Here is a 16405-nt window from a genome sequence, read left to right on the forward strand (position 1 = left end):
CTACGACTACTTCACTTGCGCTGGCTGTAATGGTTGTTGTCCCTATAATTGCAAAAGTTGCTGCTATTGAAAGAATGGTTTTTTTCATGATATTTGCCTCCTTATTTGCTAAACAGATCTCGTCTCTGTTTAAAATCACATCTCCTACCTTAACACCTCACAGTTGTATCTCAATAACAGGACGACAACAATCATTTTTCAATGATTACATTTGTTTCACACACATGTAATATTTTCCTTAATTACTAAAAAAATAATACGGCTGTGCCCATAAGGACAGTGCCGTATTATTTCTTTAGTTATTTAGTTTGTTAGTCGATATTATTCATATACGGTTACTTCTACGTCTTTACGACCGAAGTCTAATGCATCATCCTGGTTAGGAATAAATACGTCAATGCGATCATTCTTAATAGCGCCGCCAATATCTCCGGCTACGGCTTTTCCGTATCCTTCAACATACACTTCAGAACCTAGTGGAATAACGTCCGGATCAACAGCGATAACCTTGCGATCTGGATTCGCTCTTAGATCAATGCCTGTATAAGTCGTACCTGAGCACCCTTCACAGAATGCTGTATATGCGGTAGCTTCCATCGTTAGTGTTTTAGCTACGTCATCACCAGAGGACTCTTCAGAGCCAGAGGCTTGTACATCTTCGGATTCTGAATGATCTTCTTCGTTTTCTTCTGTATTATTCTCTGTGTCACCGTTAATTGTAAGCGTCTGGTCCGGGAAAATCAGGTTAGATGATAAATCATTTGCGTCTTTAAGCTGCTCCACAGAAACCCCTTTTTCCTGACCAATGCCCCAGAGGGTGTCACCTTTATCTACGACTACTTCACTTGCGCTGGCTGTAATGGTTGTTGTCCCTATAATTGCAAAAGTTGCTGCTATTGAAAGAATGGTTTTTTTCATGATATTTGCCTCCTTATTTGCTAAACAGATCTCGTCTCTATTTAAAATCACATCTCCTACCTTAACACCTCACAGTTGTATCTCAATAACAGGACGACAACAATCGTTTTTCAATGATTACATTTCTTTCACATGCATGTAATATTTTCCTCGATAATGAAAAACCTAGTTAAACCTCCCTGGTGACTTTCCAGTAAAGCTCCCATTACTGGAAGACTCAGTTTCGAGACTTTTGTTAGAATTAGGTCCTGCGGGGGACGATTCCGCTTTCCGTGGGCATGGGGTAAGCTTCCTCAGGCTTCGCCTTCCGGGATCTTACCGATCATGTTCATCCCACAGGAGTCTACATCGTCCCCCTCCGGACCTTGCGATATATGGAGCTCGAAATCTTGTTCAAAACGCCCGGTATATGATGGAGATAAACTTTTAACAATGAGCGTATACAGTGGATAATCCCCGCTATATAAGCGTTTGAGAGGGCCAAGCACCTTCTAACGCTTATAAAAGGGTCCGTTCGTTTTTCAACCATAGGCTGGCGAAGGGAACGACGAGACTCCCGCGGGAGAAGGAGTTAGGCGAGACCCCACAAGGAGTGGTAACGACTGAGGAGACTTGCCAGTTCCCCCGCAGGAAAGCGAGTTGTTCCCGTAGTCAGCCACTCTCTTTATTAGCAACGGACCTGGAATATCTCGAAATCGAGCCTTCAACTAACCGGCCCTTTAGTTTAAGAAGTTGAAAAATTAACAATAACGTTTAATAGAAACAATTAAAAAAGAAAAAAACGATGCCCAAAAGGACATCGTTGTATTATTTTATTAACTATTCAGTTGTGTGTAGTCATCATTATTCATATACGGTTACTTCAACGTCTTTACGGCCAAACTCAAGAGCGTCGTCCTGGTTAGGAATAAATACGTCAATGCGGTCATTCTTAATAGCGCCGCCAATATCTCCGGCTACGGCTTTTCCGTATCCTTCAACATATACTTCAGAACCTAGTGGAATAACGTCCGGATCAACAGCGATAACCTTACGATCTGGATTCGCTCTTAGATCAATACCTGTATAAGTCGTACCTGAGCACCCTTCACAGAATGCTGTATATGCGGTAGCTTCCATCGTTAGTGTTTTAGCTACATCATCACCAGAAGTTTCATTTGATTTAGAAGTTTCTTCTTTCGTTTCTTCTTTAGCTTCTTCTTCCTCTTCAGAAGATTCAACATTTGTAGAAGCTGCCTGCGTTCCTTCAACAACTAATTCTTGTCCAGGATGAATAAGGTCAGAAGATAGATCGTTCCAGGATTTCAATGAATCTACTTTTACTTCATAATCCTGGCCGATACCCCATAAAGTGTCTCCAGAGTTAACTGTGTATAGTTCATCACTTGATGTTGATTCATTTGATTCATTGCTTTCTTCTTGTCCACTGATTTGAATAGTTTGTCCAGGATGGATCAAGTTAGAAGATAGATCATTGATGTCTTTAATGTCTTCAACAGACACCCCATACTCTTGACCAATGCCCCAAAGTGTATCTCCTCTATCAACCACAGTTTCCTGTGCGCTAGCTGTAATTGTTGTAGATGCCATAATCATTAAGATCGCTGCTATTGAAAATAATGTTTTTTTCATAATTAATGCCTCCCTGAGTTAACAGTCGAATTTTTTCTCTCTGTCTTAAATAACAACTCTAACTTTACCCACCTGGGAGGCAAACAACAATAACAGGACGACAACAATTATATATCAAATGTTACACTTTTTTTACACGGTTGTAATAATTCCGGTTATATTGGCGAAACACCCTATCATAACGGGATTTTTCCACCAAATATTGTAAGCGCTGTCATTGTTGTTTATAATAAATAAAACTATTCTGACAAAGGCGGGGGTTTCATGTTACAAGAAAAGACACGAGCACATAATTACGCAAAACCCTATTCTGAAGATGATATAGGATCTACTTATCTGCACCGTCAGTACCGTACCGATCTACGTCAACTCTCTGAAAAAGACTACAATAAGTTTGTAACTTTAAGTACGGTCAGGGACTGGTCTCAACTGTCCTGGAAGGATGTAGGTAAACCCTATGAAGTAGATGCTTCTGCCAAAGAAAGACAGGAGTGGGAGGCAAAAAACAAGCGAGATATGGATCCTCACACTTCCTGGACGCTATTTAACAAATCCTTTCATGAATGGTTTATTAAAGATGTTCCCAAGGAGATGGGGAATTCTAAACATCATTTCCTAAAAAGCCTCGGTACTTTTAAACCTTCCGAAGTTAAGCAAGCCCTTGGAGAAGTCGTTCAACTTCAACTTTGGAATTATATCCACCGTGTTCAGGATGGAATTTGGGATCCCAGAGGGAAACGTGCACTATTTGAAGGACTTCACTTAAACAGCCCTCGCCTATTATTTTTAGGGGCCGCTGAAGGGTACGAAGCCATGCAGCTTGGAGCGATGTATCCAGGAGCAGAAATTGTAATGGTGGATTACGACGAATATTGCAAGACGACTAGGTTTAAAGAATTTCCTGATAGCTATCCATTTTTAGGTGAGAATCCACGTACAGGACACCCTGCTGTCTATTATAAAGATGACTTAAACATAGAGTATACCGTTGAGGATATTCGCAGGCTTGATTTCAATAAGGAGTTTGACATTGTGCTTTCTGTTGGACTGCTTGAACACTTTCCAGACGAATATAAACATGAGGTTGCTGATTGGCACCGACGTTTCCTTAAGCCAGGTGGTTACGCCATTATGACAACTCCTAGAAATCAAATTCGGTCGCGATTATACTACCGTATAATGGCGGATGTTATGAATCATACGTACCGTGAGCTTATGACAGTAGAGCAAATGGGTTATATATGTACGAAAACGGCTTCGATATTTTAAGGCATGGTTATATAAAAGTTCATAACGGGCTAGTTTGTCAGCCTCGTTAAGCTATACAAAAAAGGACCTTTAGCGGTCCTTTTTTTGTAGCTATTCTTTCACCCTATTGCAGTAGATATACATTGCTCTCTGTAAAAAATCTGCATATCCAGCCTTCATTTGATCGATATTCTTAGTGAACCTCGGGTCACTTACATACATATCCGCAAGGCCCCTGAATATATCTAAGTGACATTCATAGAAATATTTTGATATATGCTTGCGCTTTTCATCTATAAGGCGTTGCACTTCTAAATCGGCTGGCCCTTGGTCCATCCGTGCTATAATTTTCCTGTCAATTTCCGCTCCTTCTTCCTGAATGTTTTTCCAATCCTCTTCCGAGTATGACTTTGTTCTATTTTTAGATTCCTGGTAGGCTTCAGTTTCTCCCCACCGCTTTTTAACTTCTTGCTCGTACATTTTCTCATGTTGTTCAATTTGACTTTTATCAAATGGCTGGAAACGGTCACGGTTTGTCATATGATTTCCTCCTTCCAATGATTGAAGTGTCTGATCTACTGATAAAATGATGCGTTCCAAACGTCTGCTTTTCTCTAATAGGATCTTCTTATGGCGCCTTAAAACCTTTTCCTGATCGAAATCAGGAGCTTCTAAAATTTTTTTGATTTTAGATAATGAAAAGTCCATTTCTCTAAAGAAAAGAACCTGCTGCAGTCGTGCTATATCTTTTTCACTATAATAACGATAACCGTTCGACTTCACTTCCGACGGACTTAAAAGCCCTATATCATGATAGTGGTGCAGAGTACGAACACTAACACCTGCAAGACTTGCTACCTCCTTAACTTTATACATGGTGATCACCTCAATTCAGAGTCTATGGTATGACGCAGCGTAAGGGTCAATGATTTATTTATATATCTTGAGAAAAATTCACGGCCCACATCTTCTCTGTGTCGCGGGCACAAAACTTTGAGGAAGTTTTAAAAAAAGTTATAATAAGTGTAAGTAAACAAATGAGGGCGGGGTATTTATGCAAATCCATAAGGTCATTCAACCAGCTAAATTAAATAGCATCCATATTCACCATACATCCCCGGTTTATAAAGTTTATTATGACTATTTGAAAGAAAAAAGCAGCACCGAAGCAGCAGGTTTCACCAGGGAGTTCTGTCACCACTCCAGGCCTTCCCGCTTGGAAGACCAACTGGCATTGGCAGAATTTCTATACATGAATGATTTCTTCAAGGAACTGGAACATCACTTGAAAGAAAATTATATGCATAAAGACGTTAAAAAGCTCTACCGTATAATTCTAGACCGAAAAAAGCGGCCCTTGACTGTTCACGATATTAAGCCTATGGAAGAGCTTTCTTTCGAACATCCTTCTCTAAAATGCCTTCATCTTTTCCTTCTTGTTTACGCACACTATGATATTAAAAAATATGCTGGAATGGATAAGTTCACAGAAGAAATTCAAACCGCTTTATTTACGATCAATGAACCACTTTTTCACTATTACATGAAACTACGGTTCGATGAACTAGCTTTCCAACATTATTGGAAAGCCAACCACTTGGTTCTGGCAAGGAAATTTGCTTACAAATATATAAATTCCGGGCTTGCTCCAAGAAAAAAAATAATGATGCACCACAATCTAGCTTTATGTTATAGCTTTGAGAATTACGAAGCATCTATGGATTATGCAGAAAAGACGGTAAGTATTGCGAAAACTAATGGTTACCCTCATGCTGCTCAAGTGACTCGTGACCATACCATTCCATTTATCTCTGCGTTTCACCAAAAGTCTGCGCAAATGACTTCCAATGATCCTACCGAGAATGCTCATTTACTACTTTCACGTGGTCAACGAGAGGAAGCTATTAGTATTCTTTCCACATTACCTTCCTTAACCCCTTTCCAACAGTCTTATTTAGGTTTGGCGGAAAGGAATTTACCACTTTTACGTAAAGCAAAAGATAGATTTATTAATGACTACAACGATCATTTCTTTGCCCAATTACCGGATCATTATATGAAACGGGTACTTAAGATCGTATAGAAGCTGAGTGTATCCAGACAGCTTCTTTTTTTATGTAATAAACAATATAGACTATTTATCCTTTAAAGGGATTTATTAGCAGAGTGTAGAATAATTGAAGTTACAATAAATTTACTAAAGAGGTTGGATAATATGAATATGTATTGTCAAAGCGCCTTTCATCAATTAGAAGTAGTCATTGCGTCTATTTCTGAAATAGCTGGACAGTTAACAGAAGAAGAGCTTACTTTAAGGCCAACAGAAGAAAAATATTCAATTGGAGAACTATTGGAACATCTATCGCTCATTCCGGCAGCTGATGGAATGATTGCTGAGAGCGCTTCTGAGGAAGAAATGAACGCCTTCTATCAATCCTATTCTTTACATTCAAAAGAGGAGATTCTTGAAAGATTATTCGATCACTTTTCGCAATTGAAGACACAATATGAGAATTATACTGACGAGGATCTCCATACGGAAAGCGTCTCATGGTGGGGAGTAACTTACACCCGGTATGAATGGCTTCTTCAAATCATTGCCCATATGTATCATCACCGGGGCCAGCTTCATGCTATGCTCGTTCATTCCTACCATAAAGATCCCGAAATCTTGCTATTCGAATAAAGGTATATAATAACACCTCAGCCCATCCAAAATCTGGATGGGCTGAGGTGTTTATTTTTAAGATAAATAAGTAATTGGGAGCTTTTCTTCTATAGCTCTTCCATTTTCATTGTGAACATAGTAGGCTTGCGCGTTTTTTCTGGAACTGATTGCCCTTGTTACATCTGTATCCAAGATATGAAGTGCTGCACCATCATCCAATGCGTATCCCGGTTTTATATTCTTGTTAATAATATTATTTGTATAAGCCTTACGTCGGTTTACTTCTCCATCATAATGAGGACAGCAACTCCCTTCAATAAACCCGAGACAATCCAGTGGTCTAAGTTTGTCTCCATAAGAGTCCGTCAATCCCTGCTGGAACCAGCAGATAGCTCCCGCACTTAATCCGGCCAGGACAACCTGTTGTTCCCAAGCTTCTCTGAGGATTTTCTCCAATTCCCATTCTTTCCAGAGCGCCAGCATATTTTTAGTCGAGCCTCCACCCACGTAGAGAATATCTTTGGTTAATATAAATTCTCTTAGGTTATGTGGAGGATTAAACAATGACAAGTGACTTGGGGTACAATCCTCGTTCTCAAAAAATTGATAAAACTTTTCAATATAATTTTCCGAGTCTCCACTTGCAGTAGGAATAAAACAAATAGAAGGGTTCTTTACTTTGGACTGTCGTAATATGTATTGGTCCAGACCAGGATTATCATCTTCCATAGAAAATCCTCCGCCGCCCATTGCAACGATTTGTTTCATACCTGTCCCACCTTTAACACTTTTATCCACCTCAGGTCATCCAGAATCTGGATGACCTGAGGTGGTGGTTTAATTACTTTCTTCTTTTGTTTTTCGGCTTGCCTAAGGATGTTTGAATATCTTCTTTATAAGCGTAGGAGAACAATAATGACACCAGGATTCCTCCGCCAATTAAGTTACCTATACTTGCTGGTATAAGGTTAAAGAAGATGTATTCATACCATTCATACTTATCAGAAGAGAGGATTCCCACACTAAAGTACCCCATGTTAGCGGCACTGTGCTGGAAGTTACCGGCTACGAATAAAACAACAGGCAGCATGGTTCCCAGAAATTTACCTGTAATATCACGAGCCGCCGTAGTTAGAAAGGCTGCCATACCAATCAGCCAGTTGGCTATAATACCTGAGACTAAAATTTCAAACCATCCCTTGATTCCATGATCCATGAACTTCATCTTTTTATCCAAATACAACGAAAGCTCCGTATAGAATGGATCTGATAATGATGCGGACAATTGAATAAGCCCTGCTACCATAAATGCCCCAAGTATATTCCCTATATAAGCAGAAGCCCAGAATTTATAAATATTGGCTTTCATTAAACCTGCTTTATTAAAAAGATAAGAGGGAAGCAATACGTTGATTTCCGTAAATAATACGGAACCTGAAATGAACACCATCGCATAACCGGCAGCAAACCCCAAACCGGAAAGCAGATGATATACGCCCTGCGTTTCTACCCCCATAGCAAGCAATACTGAAAATATTGCTCCAAATGTCATAAACGATCCTGCTGTGATCGCCAGTAAAAATTGGGCGCGAAATGGTTTATTTAAATGGTCCCGGCCTTTCTCCCCAAACTCATCTACGATTTGAGATGGAATATAAAACTGCCGGCCAGGCCGATCAATTTTGCCATTGGAAGAAGTATCTGTTTCTTTAGTTTCATGTTCTTCTTCTATTTTTTTCTCATTGTTAGCCACATATATCCCTCCAATGATTCTGATATTCCCATTATCTCTCCTAAATAATCCTACTCCGAATAACTTTTATCATAGTGGTGCACATTAAGGTTAAACCATAATTGTGCAAAGGAGTATGGATATGCCGAGAGATCAATTTTGCCTTGCTTGTGATGGAGAAGGTTTGCTCATGGATGATGAAGAGTGGAAATATACATGTAAGGTCTGTGGAGGAAGTGGCTATAGACCTCAAGAGGGATCAGTTTATAATAGAGAACCTGCAGACGTTGACGTAATGAATCGATACCTGGATTAATTGAAAATAGCGCTGGTAATCCAGCGCTATTTTCATGACTGCAGCCATTTATGTTAAATCCATCTTTAGGCTCGTAAGCTAAAAAAGGACAGGCCCTTAATCCCCGTTCTTTTTCAACCATACTTAATAACTTTCAATACTGCTTTCCCCATCTGTAGGTTTCTTTGATTTTCTAACCAGTGCAACAATACCTGCTATCAAGTAAGCTACCCCGGCAAATATACCAAGACCTAATGTTCCAAATGTCATAATAATCGCTGTGACAATTAATATGATGCCTGCCGCTTTTGGTTTCTTATCTCCTTTAAGAAATACAATTGATAAAATCCCTAAAGCAATCGCTACTAGAGCGGCTACCATGACGACTATCGTAAAGGTTCCCATTGCATCAAGCATCTGATTAACATTAATTGCCCCGTTCCCCTCCATTTCAGGGGATGAATTCATAACGTTCTCCAGTTCCTGCCTAAATTGAGGGTTATCTTTATTACTTAAGAAAATACCGCTCAACAGAATAGGAAGACCATATAGTACGATTCCAATAACAGTAAGTACAATTTCAGCTGTTCGTTTCATTTTTTTCTCTCCTTTATTTGGTTAATTGCTTGCCACATCTCTTTTCGTGAAAAAGGTCCAGGCAAGTATAACAAAAATTACGTAGTACACGACTAAAACAGCTACAGAAAATCCTAGTGTTTGTTCATTGAACATAGGATTGCCTTCCAGATACATAGTTAAGTCCGTGTTAGCAAATAGAATGTATTTTGCCCATTCCCTTTCCATTAAAAAGAGCACAATGGAGTTTCCAGCCATCATTAAGAAGATAGCAACACCTATGGCTAATGAACTATTTCTAAAGACCGCAGAGATCATAAAAGCAAAAGTTGCCATTACTAATAAGTTTACAGAACTAAGTAGATACATTGAAACGGTATGCTGAAAAATTGACGCTTGTTGAATCTCTCCTGCCTGGCGAAATAAATAAGTCTGTGAAATGCTGTCAATCCCAAACAGCGCTGCCCCTACAATAAATGAAAGAGCATACAAACAGATAAGCATCGTTCCAGCGAATAAGAGCACAGAAACATATTTAGACAGCAAAATTTTGGTTCTCGAAATAGGTCTAATCAATAACAGCTTTATAGTTCCCCACTTAAACTCATTAGCTATCATGCCGGCTGCAACGATAATTGTAAACAAGCTGATGATTGATATTAAGTTCCGGTTGGTTTGCACGAAATCCCAAACATCATATCCGGAAGGCTTAATGTCGTTTTGAATGCGGTATTCATTCATTTCAATATCTGTGTACCCTGGATATTGAATCTGTTCCCTTTCTTCACCTGGCTCGGGCGGCCCCTGCTGCTCCTCTTTCAACTGCGTATTCTGTTCCTGCAACTCTTGCTTCCAATTTTCCCCTGTAGGACCTTCTCCACTAATCATCGTATTATCAACTTTCATAAGAACACCGAACCCAATAACCAATACCCCGAGAATAATGAGCATAATCCAAGTAGCTATTTGAGAATAAAGCTTCATTTGTTCATTTCGTACTAATTGTAAAAAGTTATTCAATGGAATTCTCTCCTATCAAGTCCAGGAATTTGTCCTCTAATGTCGAACGATTGACATGGACACTATAAATATTCACCCCTTCTTTAACCAGTCCGCTTATAATTCCCGGTATTTCTTCACGTGTACTGTTAAAGGTCACTGTGTTACTATTCAACTGGACAGGCGAGTCCAGCTTTTGTTTCAAGAATTCATAGACCCGGTCCACTGGGGAGGCTTCAAGCGAAACTTCTTTTGTATCTGTTTGCTGAAGAGCATCCTCAACAGACTGGATAGAAATTAATTCTCCATTTTTGATAATTCCAATCCGGTCGCACATCATTTCCATCTCTGAGAGGATGTGACTGGAAACAATAACCGCTACGTCTTCTTCAGCAGCCATGCGACGTATATAAGCTCTAACCTCCCGAATCCCTGCAGGATCTAATCCATTAGTCGGTTCGTCTAAAATAAGAATGGAAGGGCTATGTAAAAGTGCTTGCGCAATGCCGAGACGCTGCCTCATTCCTAAAGAATATTTACCTACTTTGTCCTTGATTCTGTTTTCAAGGCCAACTAGGCGAATGACTTCCTGAATTCGTTCCTTTGTAATTCCGGGAATCATGCGGGAATAGTGTAATAAGTTTTTCCAACCACTCATAAATGGGTACATTTCTGGATTTTCCACTATTCCACCCACGTGGCGTATAGCTTTTTTAAAATCCTTATTTACACTGTGCCCCTGTATGATGACGTCTCCGTTTGTCATATCCATCAAACCAACCATCATTCGAATAGTGGTCGTCTTACCTGCTCCGTTAGGACCCAGGAAACCGAATACTTCTCCGCTGTAAATTTCAAAATCAAGCCCTTTAATAATCTTTTTATTTTTTATTGTTTTACTGACATTCTTCAACTGCATGACAGATTGAGACAAATAAACCCCTCCTTAATTATTCTCACTTTTGTACTACGTAAAAAACAGACAAGTTGTTTCATATTTTTATAATTTATTACAGAAACTCAATGATATTTCCCGGGAAATTTCGAGAATTACTGCAACTCAGGCATCTTTCTTTTACCTCCTGCGCTTACAATTATACGACTTACACCCATTGAATAGACATTCCACTCACTTCCCCTTTCTTCCTTAACAATGGATGGAGTTTCTTATTTTTGATAAACTAGAGATTAACGGAGTATGGAGGGGGAATCGAAATGAAGATTGTATCAATTGAACCAACGCCCAGCCCAAACTCAATGAAAATCAATCTGAATGAGCACTTACCTGACGGTGAAACTCATAACTATAAGAAAGGGGACGACTTGGATGGCGCCCCGGATTTTATAAAAAGATTATTTGAGATTGAGGGGGTAAAAGGCCTTTACCATGTGACTGACTTTATTGCACTTGAGCGAAATGCCAAGATCTCCTGGGAACAGATTCTACCGGAAGTAAGAAATACACTTGGCTCATCTTCAGAAATCGAGACACTAAATGAAAACGCATCGTCAGAGAATCTCGACGATACGTTTGGAGAAGCCAAAGTATTTATTCAAATGTTTCGTGGTATTCCTATGCAAGTTAAGCTTGAAGATGGCGAAGAAGAGAAACGTGTGGGTCTTCCGGAGAGATTTATGGAGGCAGCAATGAAAGCAGCCCCAGCTTCTCCAAATATGATCATGGAACGTAAATGGGCTGAACAAAGCCCCCGTTTTGGAGATACTTCAGAGATTGGCGAGCAAGTAAAAGACGAATTATCAGCAAGTTACGATCAAGAACGACTAGAATCCCTTGTTAAACAAGCGTTTGATCAAGACGCAGATTATGTGGAACCCACTGAGAAAACGTCGAGGATAACGCTGGAAACATTGGATCATGAGGACTGGAAAGTTCGTTATGCTGCTCTCGACCGTATGAACCCCACTGCCGAGGACTACGCCATTTTAGATAAAGCTTTAGATGACAGCAAAGCCTCTATTCGAAGGTTAGCTGCTGCTTACCTTGGGATGATAGAAGAAATAGAAACTCTGCCCTTTCTTTACAAAGCATTGAATGATAAGACCGTCACAGTCAGACGGACAGCAGGGGATTGTATTTCAGATTTAGGTTTTAAAGAAGCCATGCCGCGAATGATTGATTCACTGGCTGACCCTAATAAACTTGTACGATGGCGTGCTGCTATGTTCTTGTATGAACTTGGGGATGAATCTGCACTCCCTGCTTTAAGGAAAGCAAAAGACGATCCTGAGTTTGAAGTGAAAATGCAGATCAATATGGCTATTGAACGAATTGAAGGCGGCGAAGACGCTAAGGGGTCTGTGTGGCACCAAATGACTCAGGCTACAAAACAAAAACCACAATAGGAGGATTACGTATGAATCCATATGAAGCTTATATGAAAGAAATTTCCCAGCCAATGAGAGATGAACTGACCAATGCAGGCTTCACAGAATTAACGACACCAGAAGAAGTAGATGAATTCATTGCATCTACAAAAGGGACATCGCTGGTCGTCATTAATTCCGTCTGCGGGTGTGCCGCAGGTCTTGCTCGCCCAGCAGCAAGAGAATCTCTTCAAAATGATCATAAACCCGATCATTTAGTAACTGTATTTGCTGGTCAAGATCGTGAAGCAACATCACGAATGCGAGAATATTTGGAAGGCTATGAACCATCATCTCCATCTATGGCTTTACTAAAAGACGGGCAAGTACTTCATTTTATCCCGCGTGAAGAAATTGAAGATTATGAAGTAGAAGAGATCGTAGAAAACTTAACAACTTCTTATAATCAATACTGCTAATGCGTAAGGCGGCCATTTAAAAGGCCGCCTTTTTTTAGGTTGGTGTTACTGCAGGATTGCTTGAAGCTGAATTATCATCTTCAGCCTTAATGAATTTCATAACAATTATTATTAACAAGACCCCTATTATGCCCGCACTAATATAACTGATGTTTAATAATTCTTTCATGACCAGTGACATAACCGGGGGACCAGCAGCTACCCCTATAAACCTTGAGGAACTGTAAAAAGAAGTGATCGTCCCTCTTTCTTCCTTTTCAATTCCTTCTGTAATAAGGGCATCTAATGTTGGGAGCATGGCTCCTATGGCAATACCAAGAACGCTGGTGACAATGAGAAGAAGAAAAAGCTGCTTATTTACATAGCCTACAAAGATTACGCTCGCTGATATGCCGGCTAAGGACAGAAGAATGACCTTTTTCATCGTCTTTGTCTCCCCTTTTATTTTCTTTCCAGTTACGAAGGAAGCGATGCAAAGAAAAAATAAAGGGACAGCAAGAACAAAACCTTTCTTTACTCCATATATATCATGAACTTTCTCTAATATATCTGATAAGAAGAAAAGTACACCAAATAAGATAAGCATGGCGTAGATTCCTAATAAGAATACAGGATACAACCATTTCCCTTCCTGTTTGAAAATCTTTTTTGTGTTTTTTAGAAATTCCTTTAACTTTTTAGGCTCCTCCTTTTCACCCTTGGGAACCTTAATGAAAAAGAAAACCAGAAGGATAGATATTAAACTAAAAAAGGAGATAGAAAAGAATGGTAAAAACCATAAGAAAGCAGCAAACGCTGCGCCGAGAATTGGACTTAATACTTTACCAAATGTATTGGACGTTTCAATCAAACCTAGACAGGAACTGGTCTTTTCATCATCATCTTTGTACAAATCACCTACAAGTGGAAGAATAATCGGGGTAGCTCCCGCTGCTCCCATCCCCTGAAGAACTCGTCCGATAATGATCCATATAAATGGGTCACTCATTTTCCATGAGGCAAATCCTGCTATTACTCCTCCTATAAAAGCTAAAATCAAACTAGGTAATATCACAATTTTCCTTCCAAAACGATCCGATAAATAACCAGCAACAGGTATAAGAAAGATAGCGGCTAAAGAATAACTGGTAATGATTGTACTGGATTGAAAAGAAGATATCCCCACCTTTTTTTCAAATATCGGAAGCACTGGTATTAACATTGAATTTCCAAGCGTCATTACTAGTGGAATGGATGCCATACTAATGAGGCACCATCGGCTGACTTTGTTCTCCATAATTACACCTCATTTGAATTCATACTATTAGGGTATCCAAACCAAAAGTAAATATTTGCTCTAACAAATTTACTTTATTTGTAAAAATGAAGCAGAAAAACTTATAAAAATTTACCATTTTTTCATAAATCCTTTATGCACCATTTACTTCCATAGGTTACTTTTTATATGTAGTATATTTTGAAAGGGGATGTTCCTTTTGATTAAAAAATGGATGTTAGCTTTCGGTTTAGTTTCAGTACTTACGTTAGCCGCTTGCGGTGGTGAAGGTGAAGATGGTGAAGATACAGAAGAACAGTCTGAAATGGAAGATGGTTCTGGTTCTGAAGAAAACGAATCTGAAACAGAGACCGAGTCTGACTCTGAAGAGTAATTAATTATAATGCAAACTTAAAAAGGAATACCCTTTTCCGGGTATTCCTTTTTTATTATTATTTCTTCTATATAACGTTGTTATTGGTTAACACAAAAGCGTTCTCCAACTAAAGGGCCGTCATTGAAGACCCAGTTTCAAGGTATTGGTTTGCGTTGAAGGTCCTGCAGAGTACGGTTCGCCCGTCGCCCTACACGATGCCGGAACGCGAGTTAGTTCTCAACCAAGCCTCTTCCCCCTTTCCCTGGAGATGTCTCGAAGCTGAGGATTAATAAATGAAGCTTATCTTTTAAAAAAATCAACCAATAGATAGAACAGAAGTTAATTATTTAATATTCCACCGTGTTTTTTGCGGCTTTATTTTAGTGACATCTTGCTCCAGGTGAGACCCACAATTAGGGCAGATAACTGCTTGAGAGGGTATAGGCGTACAACAATAAGGGCACTCTTTTTTTGTCATGGCATGTAACGGGTGCTGATGAGGTTTTTTCCAGCGATTAATTTGCCTGACTACAAGAAATACAGCAAATAAGACGATCATAAAACGGACCGTTGCCGTAAGGAATAGTCCATAATTGATCGTTACAGCCCCACCTTCTTTAGCCGCAGACAGATTTGGATAGAACCCCCCGCTTAAATTAAGAAACATTTCTTCAAAGTTCATTTTGGCATATAGTAACCCTACAGGAGGAAGCAGGATATCTGTGACAAGCGAATCAATAAATCCGCTGAATGCCGCGCCTAGTACCATCCCTACCCCCATATCCACGGCACTCCCTCTGACTGTGAACTGGCGAAATTCATGGAACAGCCCCATCGTTTCTCCTCCTCTCCCTTCCTTTTTTATCCTATGAGATATCTGGACAAACTATGAGCCCACAAAAAAACCCCGGGCTAGCCGCCCGGGGGTACATTTATAAAATGGCTTTTTGGCATACATTAGGAACGGATCCCAAAAGATCATAGGTAAGGCAGACCGGCCGGTTCGTTCTTGGATCCTGAACGACTTCCGCATCGATTTGGAATACTTCTTCCAGAACTTTTGAATTGATTACCTCTGCAGGTGTTCCTTCCTTGATTATACGCCCTTCTTTTAAAGCTACAATATAGTCAGCAAATCGAGCTGCATGGTTTAAGTCATGGATGACCATTACAATGGTACGTCCCTCTTCCCGATTCAACTGTTCTAATAGCTTAAGGACTTCCAGCTGGTGAGCTAAATCCAAGTATGTTGTCGGCTCATCTAAAATAAGCAATTCTGTCTCTTGTGCCAGGGCCATCGCAATCCACACTCGCTGGCGCTGACCGCCTGAGAGAGCATCAATTGGGCGGTCTGCAAATTCCTCAATACCTGTAATGGATAGAGCCCACTGAATCATTTCTCTATCGTGATCATTTAACTTTCCAAAGGCTTTTTGATGAGGGAACCTTCCGTAAGAAACTAATTCAGAGACAGTCAAACCGCTTGGTGCTTTCGGCGTTTGAGGGAGCACACCCATTTTTTTGGCAATGTTTTTAGTGGATTCCTTTTTAATCGCTTTGCCATCTAAATAGACACTTCCTGAATTTACGGTGTGGATTCTGGCTAAAGCCTTCAGTATTGTGGACTTCCCGCACCCATTCGGACCTATAATGGTCGTTATTTGATTTTCGGGTATATCCAAGTCCAGGTCTTCCACAACATTGTACTCACCATAAGCGATACCGACTTTTTCTGTCATCAGTTTTGCCATGCAAAAAATCCTCCCTCAAATCTATAAACAAACTTTATATATCTATAGTAAATGCTAATAGTGAAAATCATTATCACATATGATTATAAAGATTTTATTAAAAACAAGCAAGTTAACTAAAAGTAGTTCTAATGGGCTATTTCTCTTTTTT

Annotated in this window: 18 protein-coding genes; 7 read left to right on the forward strand and 11 right to left on the reverse strand. The window is 39.7% G+C overall.

All coding sequences use genetic code 11. The features are described 5' to 3' along the window. Window positions 1-321: 321 nt before the first annotated feature. Window positions 322-918 (reverse strand): 3D domain-containing protein, encoded by a 597-nt coding sequence (locus ACTWPM_RS12325; protein ID WP_443133338.1) that lies wholly within the window; start codon window positions 916-918, stop codon window positions 322-324. A gap of 843 nt (window positions 919-1761) precedes the next feature. Further along, window positions 1762-2550: a LysM peptidoglycan-binding domain-containing protein gene (locus ACTWPM_RS12330; RefSeq protein ID WP_443133339.1), complete on the reverse strand. Its 789-nt coding sequence runs from the start codon at window positions 2548-2550 to the stop codon at window positions 1762-1764. Window positions 2551-2814: 264 nt separating this feature from the next. Here ACTWPM_RS12330 and ACTWPM_RS12335 point away from each other — a divergent pair, with 264 nt between their 5' ends. Next, the gene (locus ACTWPM_RS12335) at window positions 2815-3819 is read left to right on the forward strand and encodes a class I SAM-dependent methyltransferase (protein ID WP_443133340.1); all 1005 of its coding nucleotides are present in this window, start codon (window positions 2815-2817) and stop codon (window positions 3817-3819) included. 90 nt (window positions 3820-3909) lie between these two features. Here ACTWPM_RS12335 and ACTWPM_RS12340 read toward each other — a convergent pair whose 3' ends face one another. Next, window positions 3910-4674: a MerR family transcriptional regulator gene (locus ACTWPM_RS12340; protein WP_443133341.1), complete on the reverse strand. Its 765-nt coding sequence runs from the start codon at window positions 4672-4674 to the stop codon at window positions 3910-3912. Between the two features lie 178 nt (window positions 4675-4852). Between ACTWPM_RS12340 and ACTWPM_RS12345 the strand changes: the two genes are divergently transcribed. Together ACTWPM_RS12345 and ACTWPM_RS12350 are read left to right on the forward strand one after the other, a co-directional pair. Beyond that, window positions 4853-5881, forward strand: a complete 1029-nt coding sequence (locus ACTWPM_RS12345) for an AimR family lysis-lysogeny pheromone receptor (protein ID WP_443133342.1) — start codon at window positions 4853-4855, stop codon at window positions 5879-5881. Between the two features lie 132 nt (window positions 5882-6013). Further along, window positions 6014-6484, forward strand: a complete 471-nt coding sequence (locus ACTWPM_RS12350; protein ID WP_443133343.1) for a DinB family protein — start codon at window positions 6014-6016, stop codon at window positions 6482-6484. A gap of 57 nt (window positions 6485-6541) precedes the next feature. Here ACTWPM_RS12350 and ACTWPM_RS12355 read toward each other — a convergent pair whose 3' ends face one another. Both ACTWPM_RS12355 and ACTWPM_RS12360 read right to left on the reverse strand, forming a co-directional pair. Then, a complete protein-coding gene (locus ACTWPM_RS12355) occupies window positions 6542-7234 on the reverse strand; it encodes a Type 1 glutamine amidotransferase-like domain-containing protein (protein WP_443133344.1) in 693 nt (230 codons plus the stop codon). 73 nt (window positions 7235-7307) lie between these two features. After that, window positions 7308-8219: a formate/nitrite transporter family protein gene (locus ACTWPM_RS12360; protein WP_443133345.1), complete on the reverse strand. Its 912-nt coding sequence runs from the start codon at window positions 8217-8219 to the stop codon at window positions 7308-7310. A gap of 121 nt (window positions 8220-8340) precedes the next feature. Between ACTWPM_RS12360 and ACTWPM_RS12365 the strand changes: the two genes are divergently transcribed. Further along, window positions 8341-8514: a hypothetical protein gene (locus ACTWPM_RS12365; protein WP_443133346.1), complete on the forward strand. Its 174-nt coding sequence runs from the start codon at window positions 8341-8343 to the stop codon at window positions 8512-8514. A 123-nt stretch (window positions 8515-8637) separates the two neighbouring features. Here the strand turns inward: ACTWPM_RS12365 and ACTWPM_RS12370 are convergent, their stop codons facing one another. From ACTWPM_RS12370 to ACTWPM_RS12380, 3 genes are read right to left on the reverse strand one after another with little or no spacing between them, the layout of a single operon-like run. Continuing rightward, window positions 8638-9090, reverse strand: a complete 453-nt coding sequence (locus ACTWPM_RS12370; RefSeq protein ID WP_443133347.1) for a DUF4064 domain-containing protein — start codon at window positions 9088-9090, stop codon at window positions 8638-8640. A 21-nt stretch (window positions 9091-9111) separates the two neighbouring features. Further along, window positions 9112-10089, reverse strand: coding sequence for an ABC transporter permease (locus tag ACTWPM_RS12375; protein ID WP_443133348.1), 978 nt, complete (start codon window positions 10087-10089; stop codon window positions 9112-9114). Continuing rightward, entirely contained in the window at window positions 10082-11002 is a 921-nt protein-coding gene (locus tag ACTWPM_RS12380) for an ABC transporter ATP-binding protein (protein ID WP_443133349.1), read from the reverse strand. Before ACTWPM_RS12380 ends, ACTWPM_RS12375 begins: the two co-directional genes overlap by 8 nt. A 281-nt stretch (window positions 11003-11283) precedes the next feature. On the opposite strand from ACTWPM_RS12380, the gene ACTWPM_RS12385 reads away from it, so the two are divergent. Next, window positions 11284-12432, forward strand: coding sequence for a conserved virulence factor C family protein (locus ACTWPM_RS12385; protein WP_443133350.1), 1149 nt, complete (start codon window positions 11284-11286; stop codon window positions 12430-12432). An 11-nt stretch (window positions 12433-12443) separates the two neighbouring features. After that, window positions 12444-12872, forward strand: a complete 429-nt coding sequence (locus tag ACTWPM_RS12390; protein WP_443133351.1) for a BrxA/BrxB family bacilliredoxin — start codon at window positions 12444-12446, stop codon at window positions 12870-12872. A 34-nt stretch (window positions 12873-12906) separates the two neighbouring features. On the opposite strand, the gene ACTWPM_RS12395 is transcribed toward ACTWPM_RS12390, so the two are convergent. Next, entirely contained in the window at window positions 12907-14148 is a 1242-nt protein-coding gene (locus ACTWPM_RS12395) for an MFS transporter (RefSeq protein ID WP_443133352.1), read from the reverse strand. Window positions 14149-14347: 199 nt separating this feature from the next. Here ACTWPM_RS12395 and ACTWPM_RS12400 point away from each other — a divergent pair, with 199 nt between their 5' ends. Further along, window positions 14348-14521, forward strand: a complete 174-nt coding sequence (locus ACTWPM_RS12400) for a hypothetical protein (protein ID WP_443133353.1) — start codon at window positions 14348-14350, stop codon at window positions 14519-14521. Window positions 14522-14846: 325 nt separating this feature from the next. Here ACTWPM_RS12400 and mscL read toward each other — a convergent pair whose 3' ends face one another. Together mscL and ACTWPM_RS12410 are read right to left on the reverse strand one after the other, a co-directional pair. Further along, window positions 14847-15338 carry a large conductance mechanosensitive channel protein MscL gene (gene mscL / locus ACTWPM_RS12405; RefSeq protein ID WP_443133354.1) on the reverse strand — a complete coding sequence of 164 codons (492 nt, stop codon included), beginning with the start codon at window positions 15336-15338 and terminating at the stop codon, window positions 14847-14849. 97 nt (window positions 15339-15435) lie between these two features. Further along, window positions 15436-16254, reverse strand: a complete 819-nt coding sequence (locus ACTWPM_RS12410; protein ID WP_443133355.1) for an ABC transporter ATP-binding protein — start codon at window positions 16252-16254, stop codon at window positions 15436-15438. Window positions 16255-16405 lie beyond the last annotated feature (151 nt).

It is taken from the genome of Halobacillus sp. K22 (assembly GCF_052246795.1).
In the GTDB taxonomy this organism is placed as follows: domain Bacteria; phylum Bacillota; class Bacilli; order Bacillales; family Halobacillaceae; genus Halobacillus.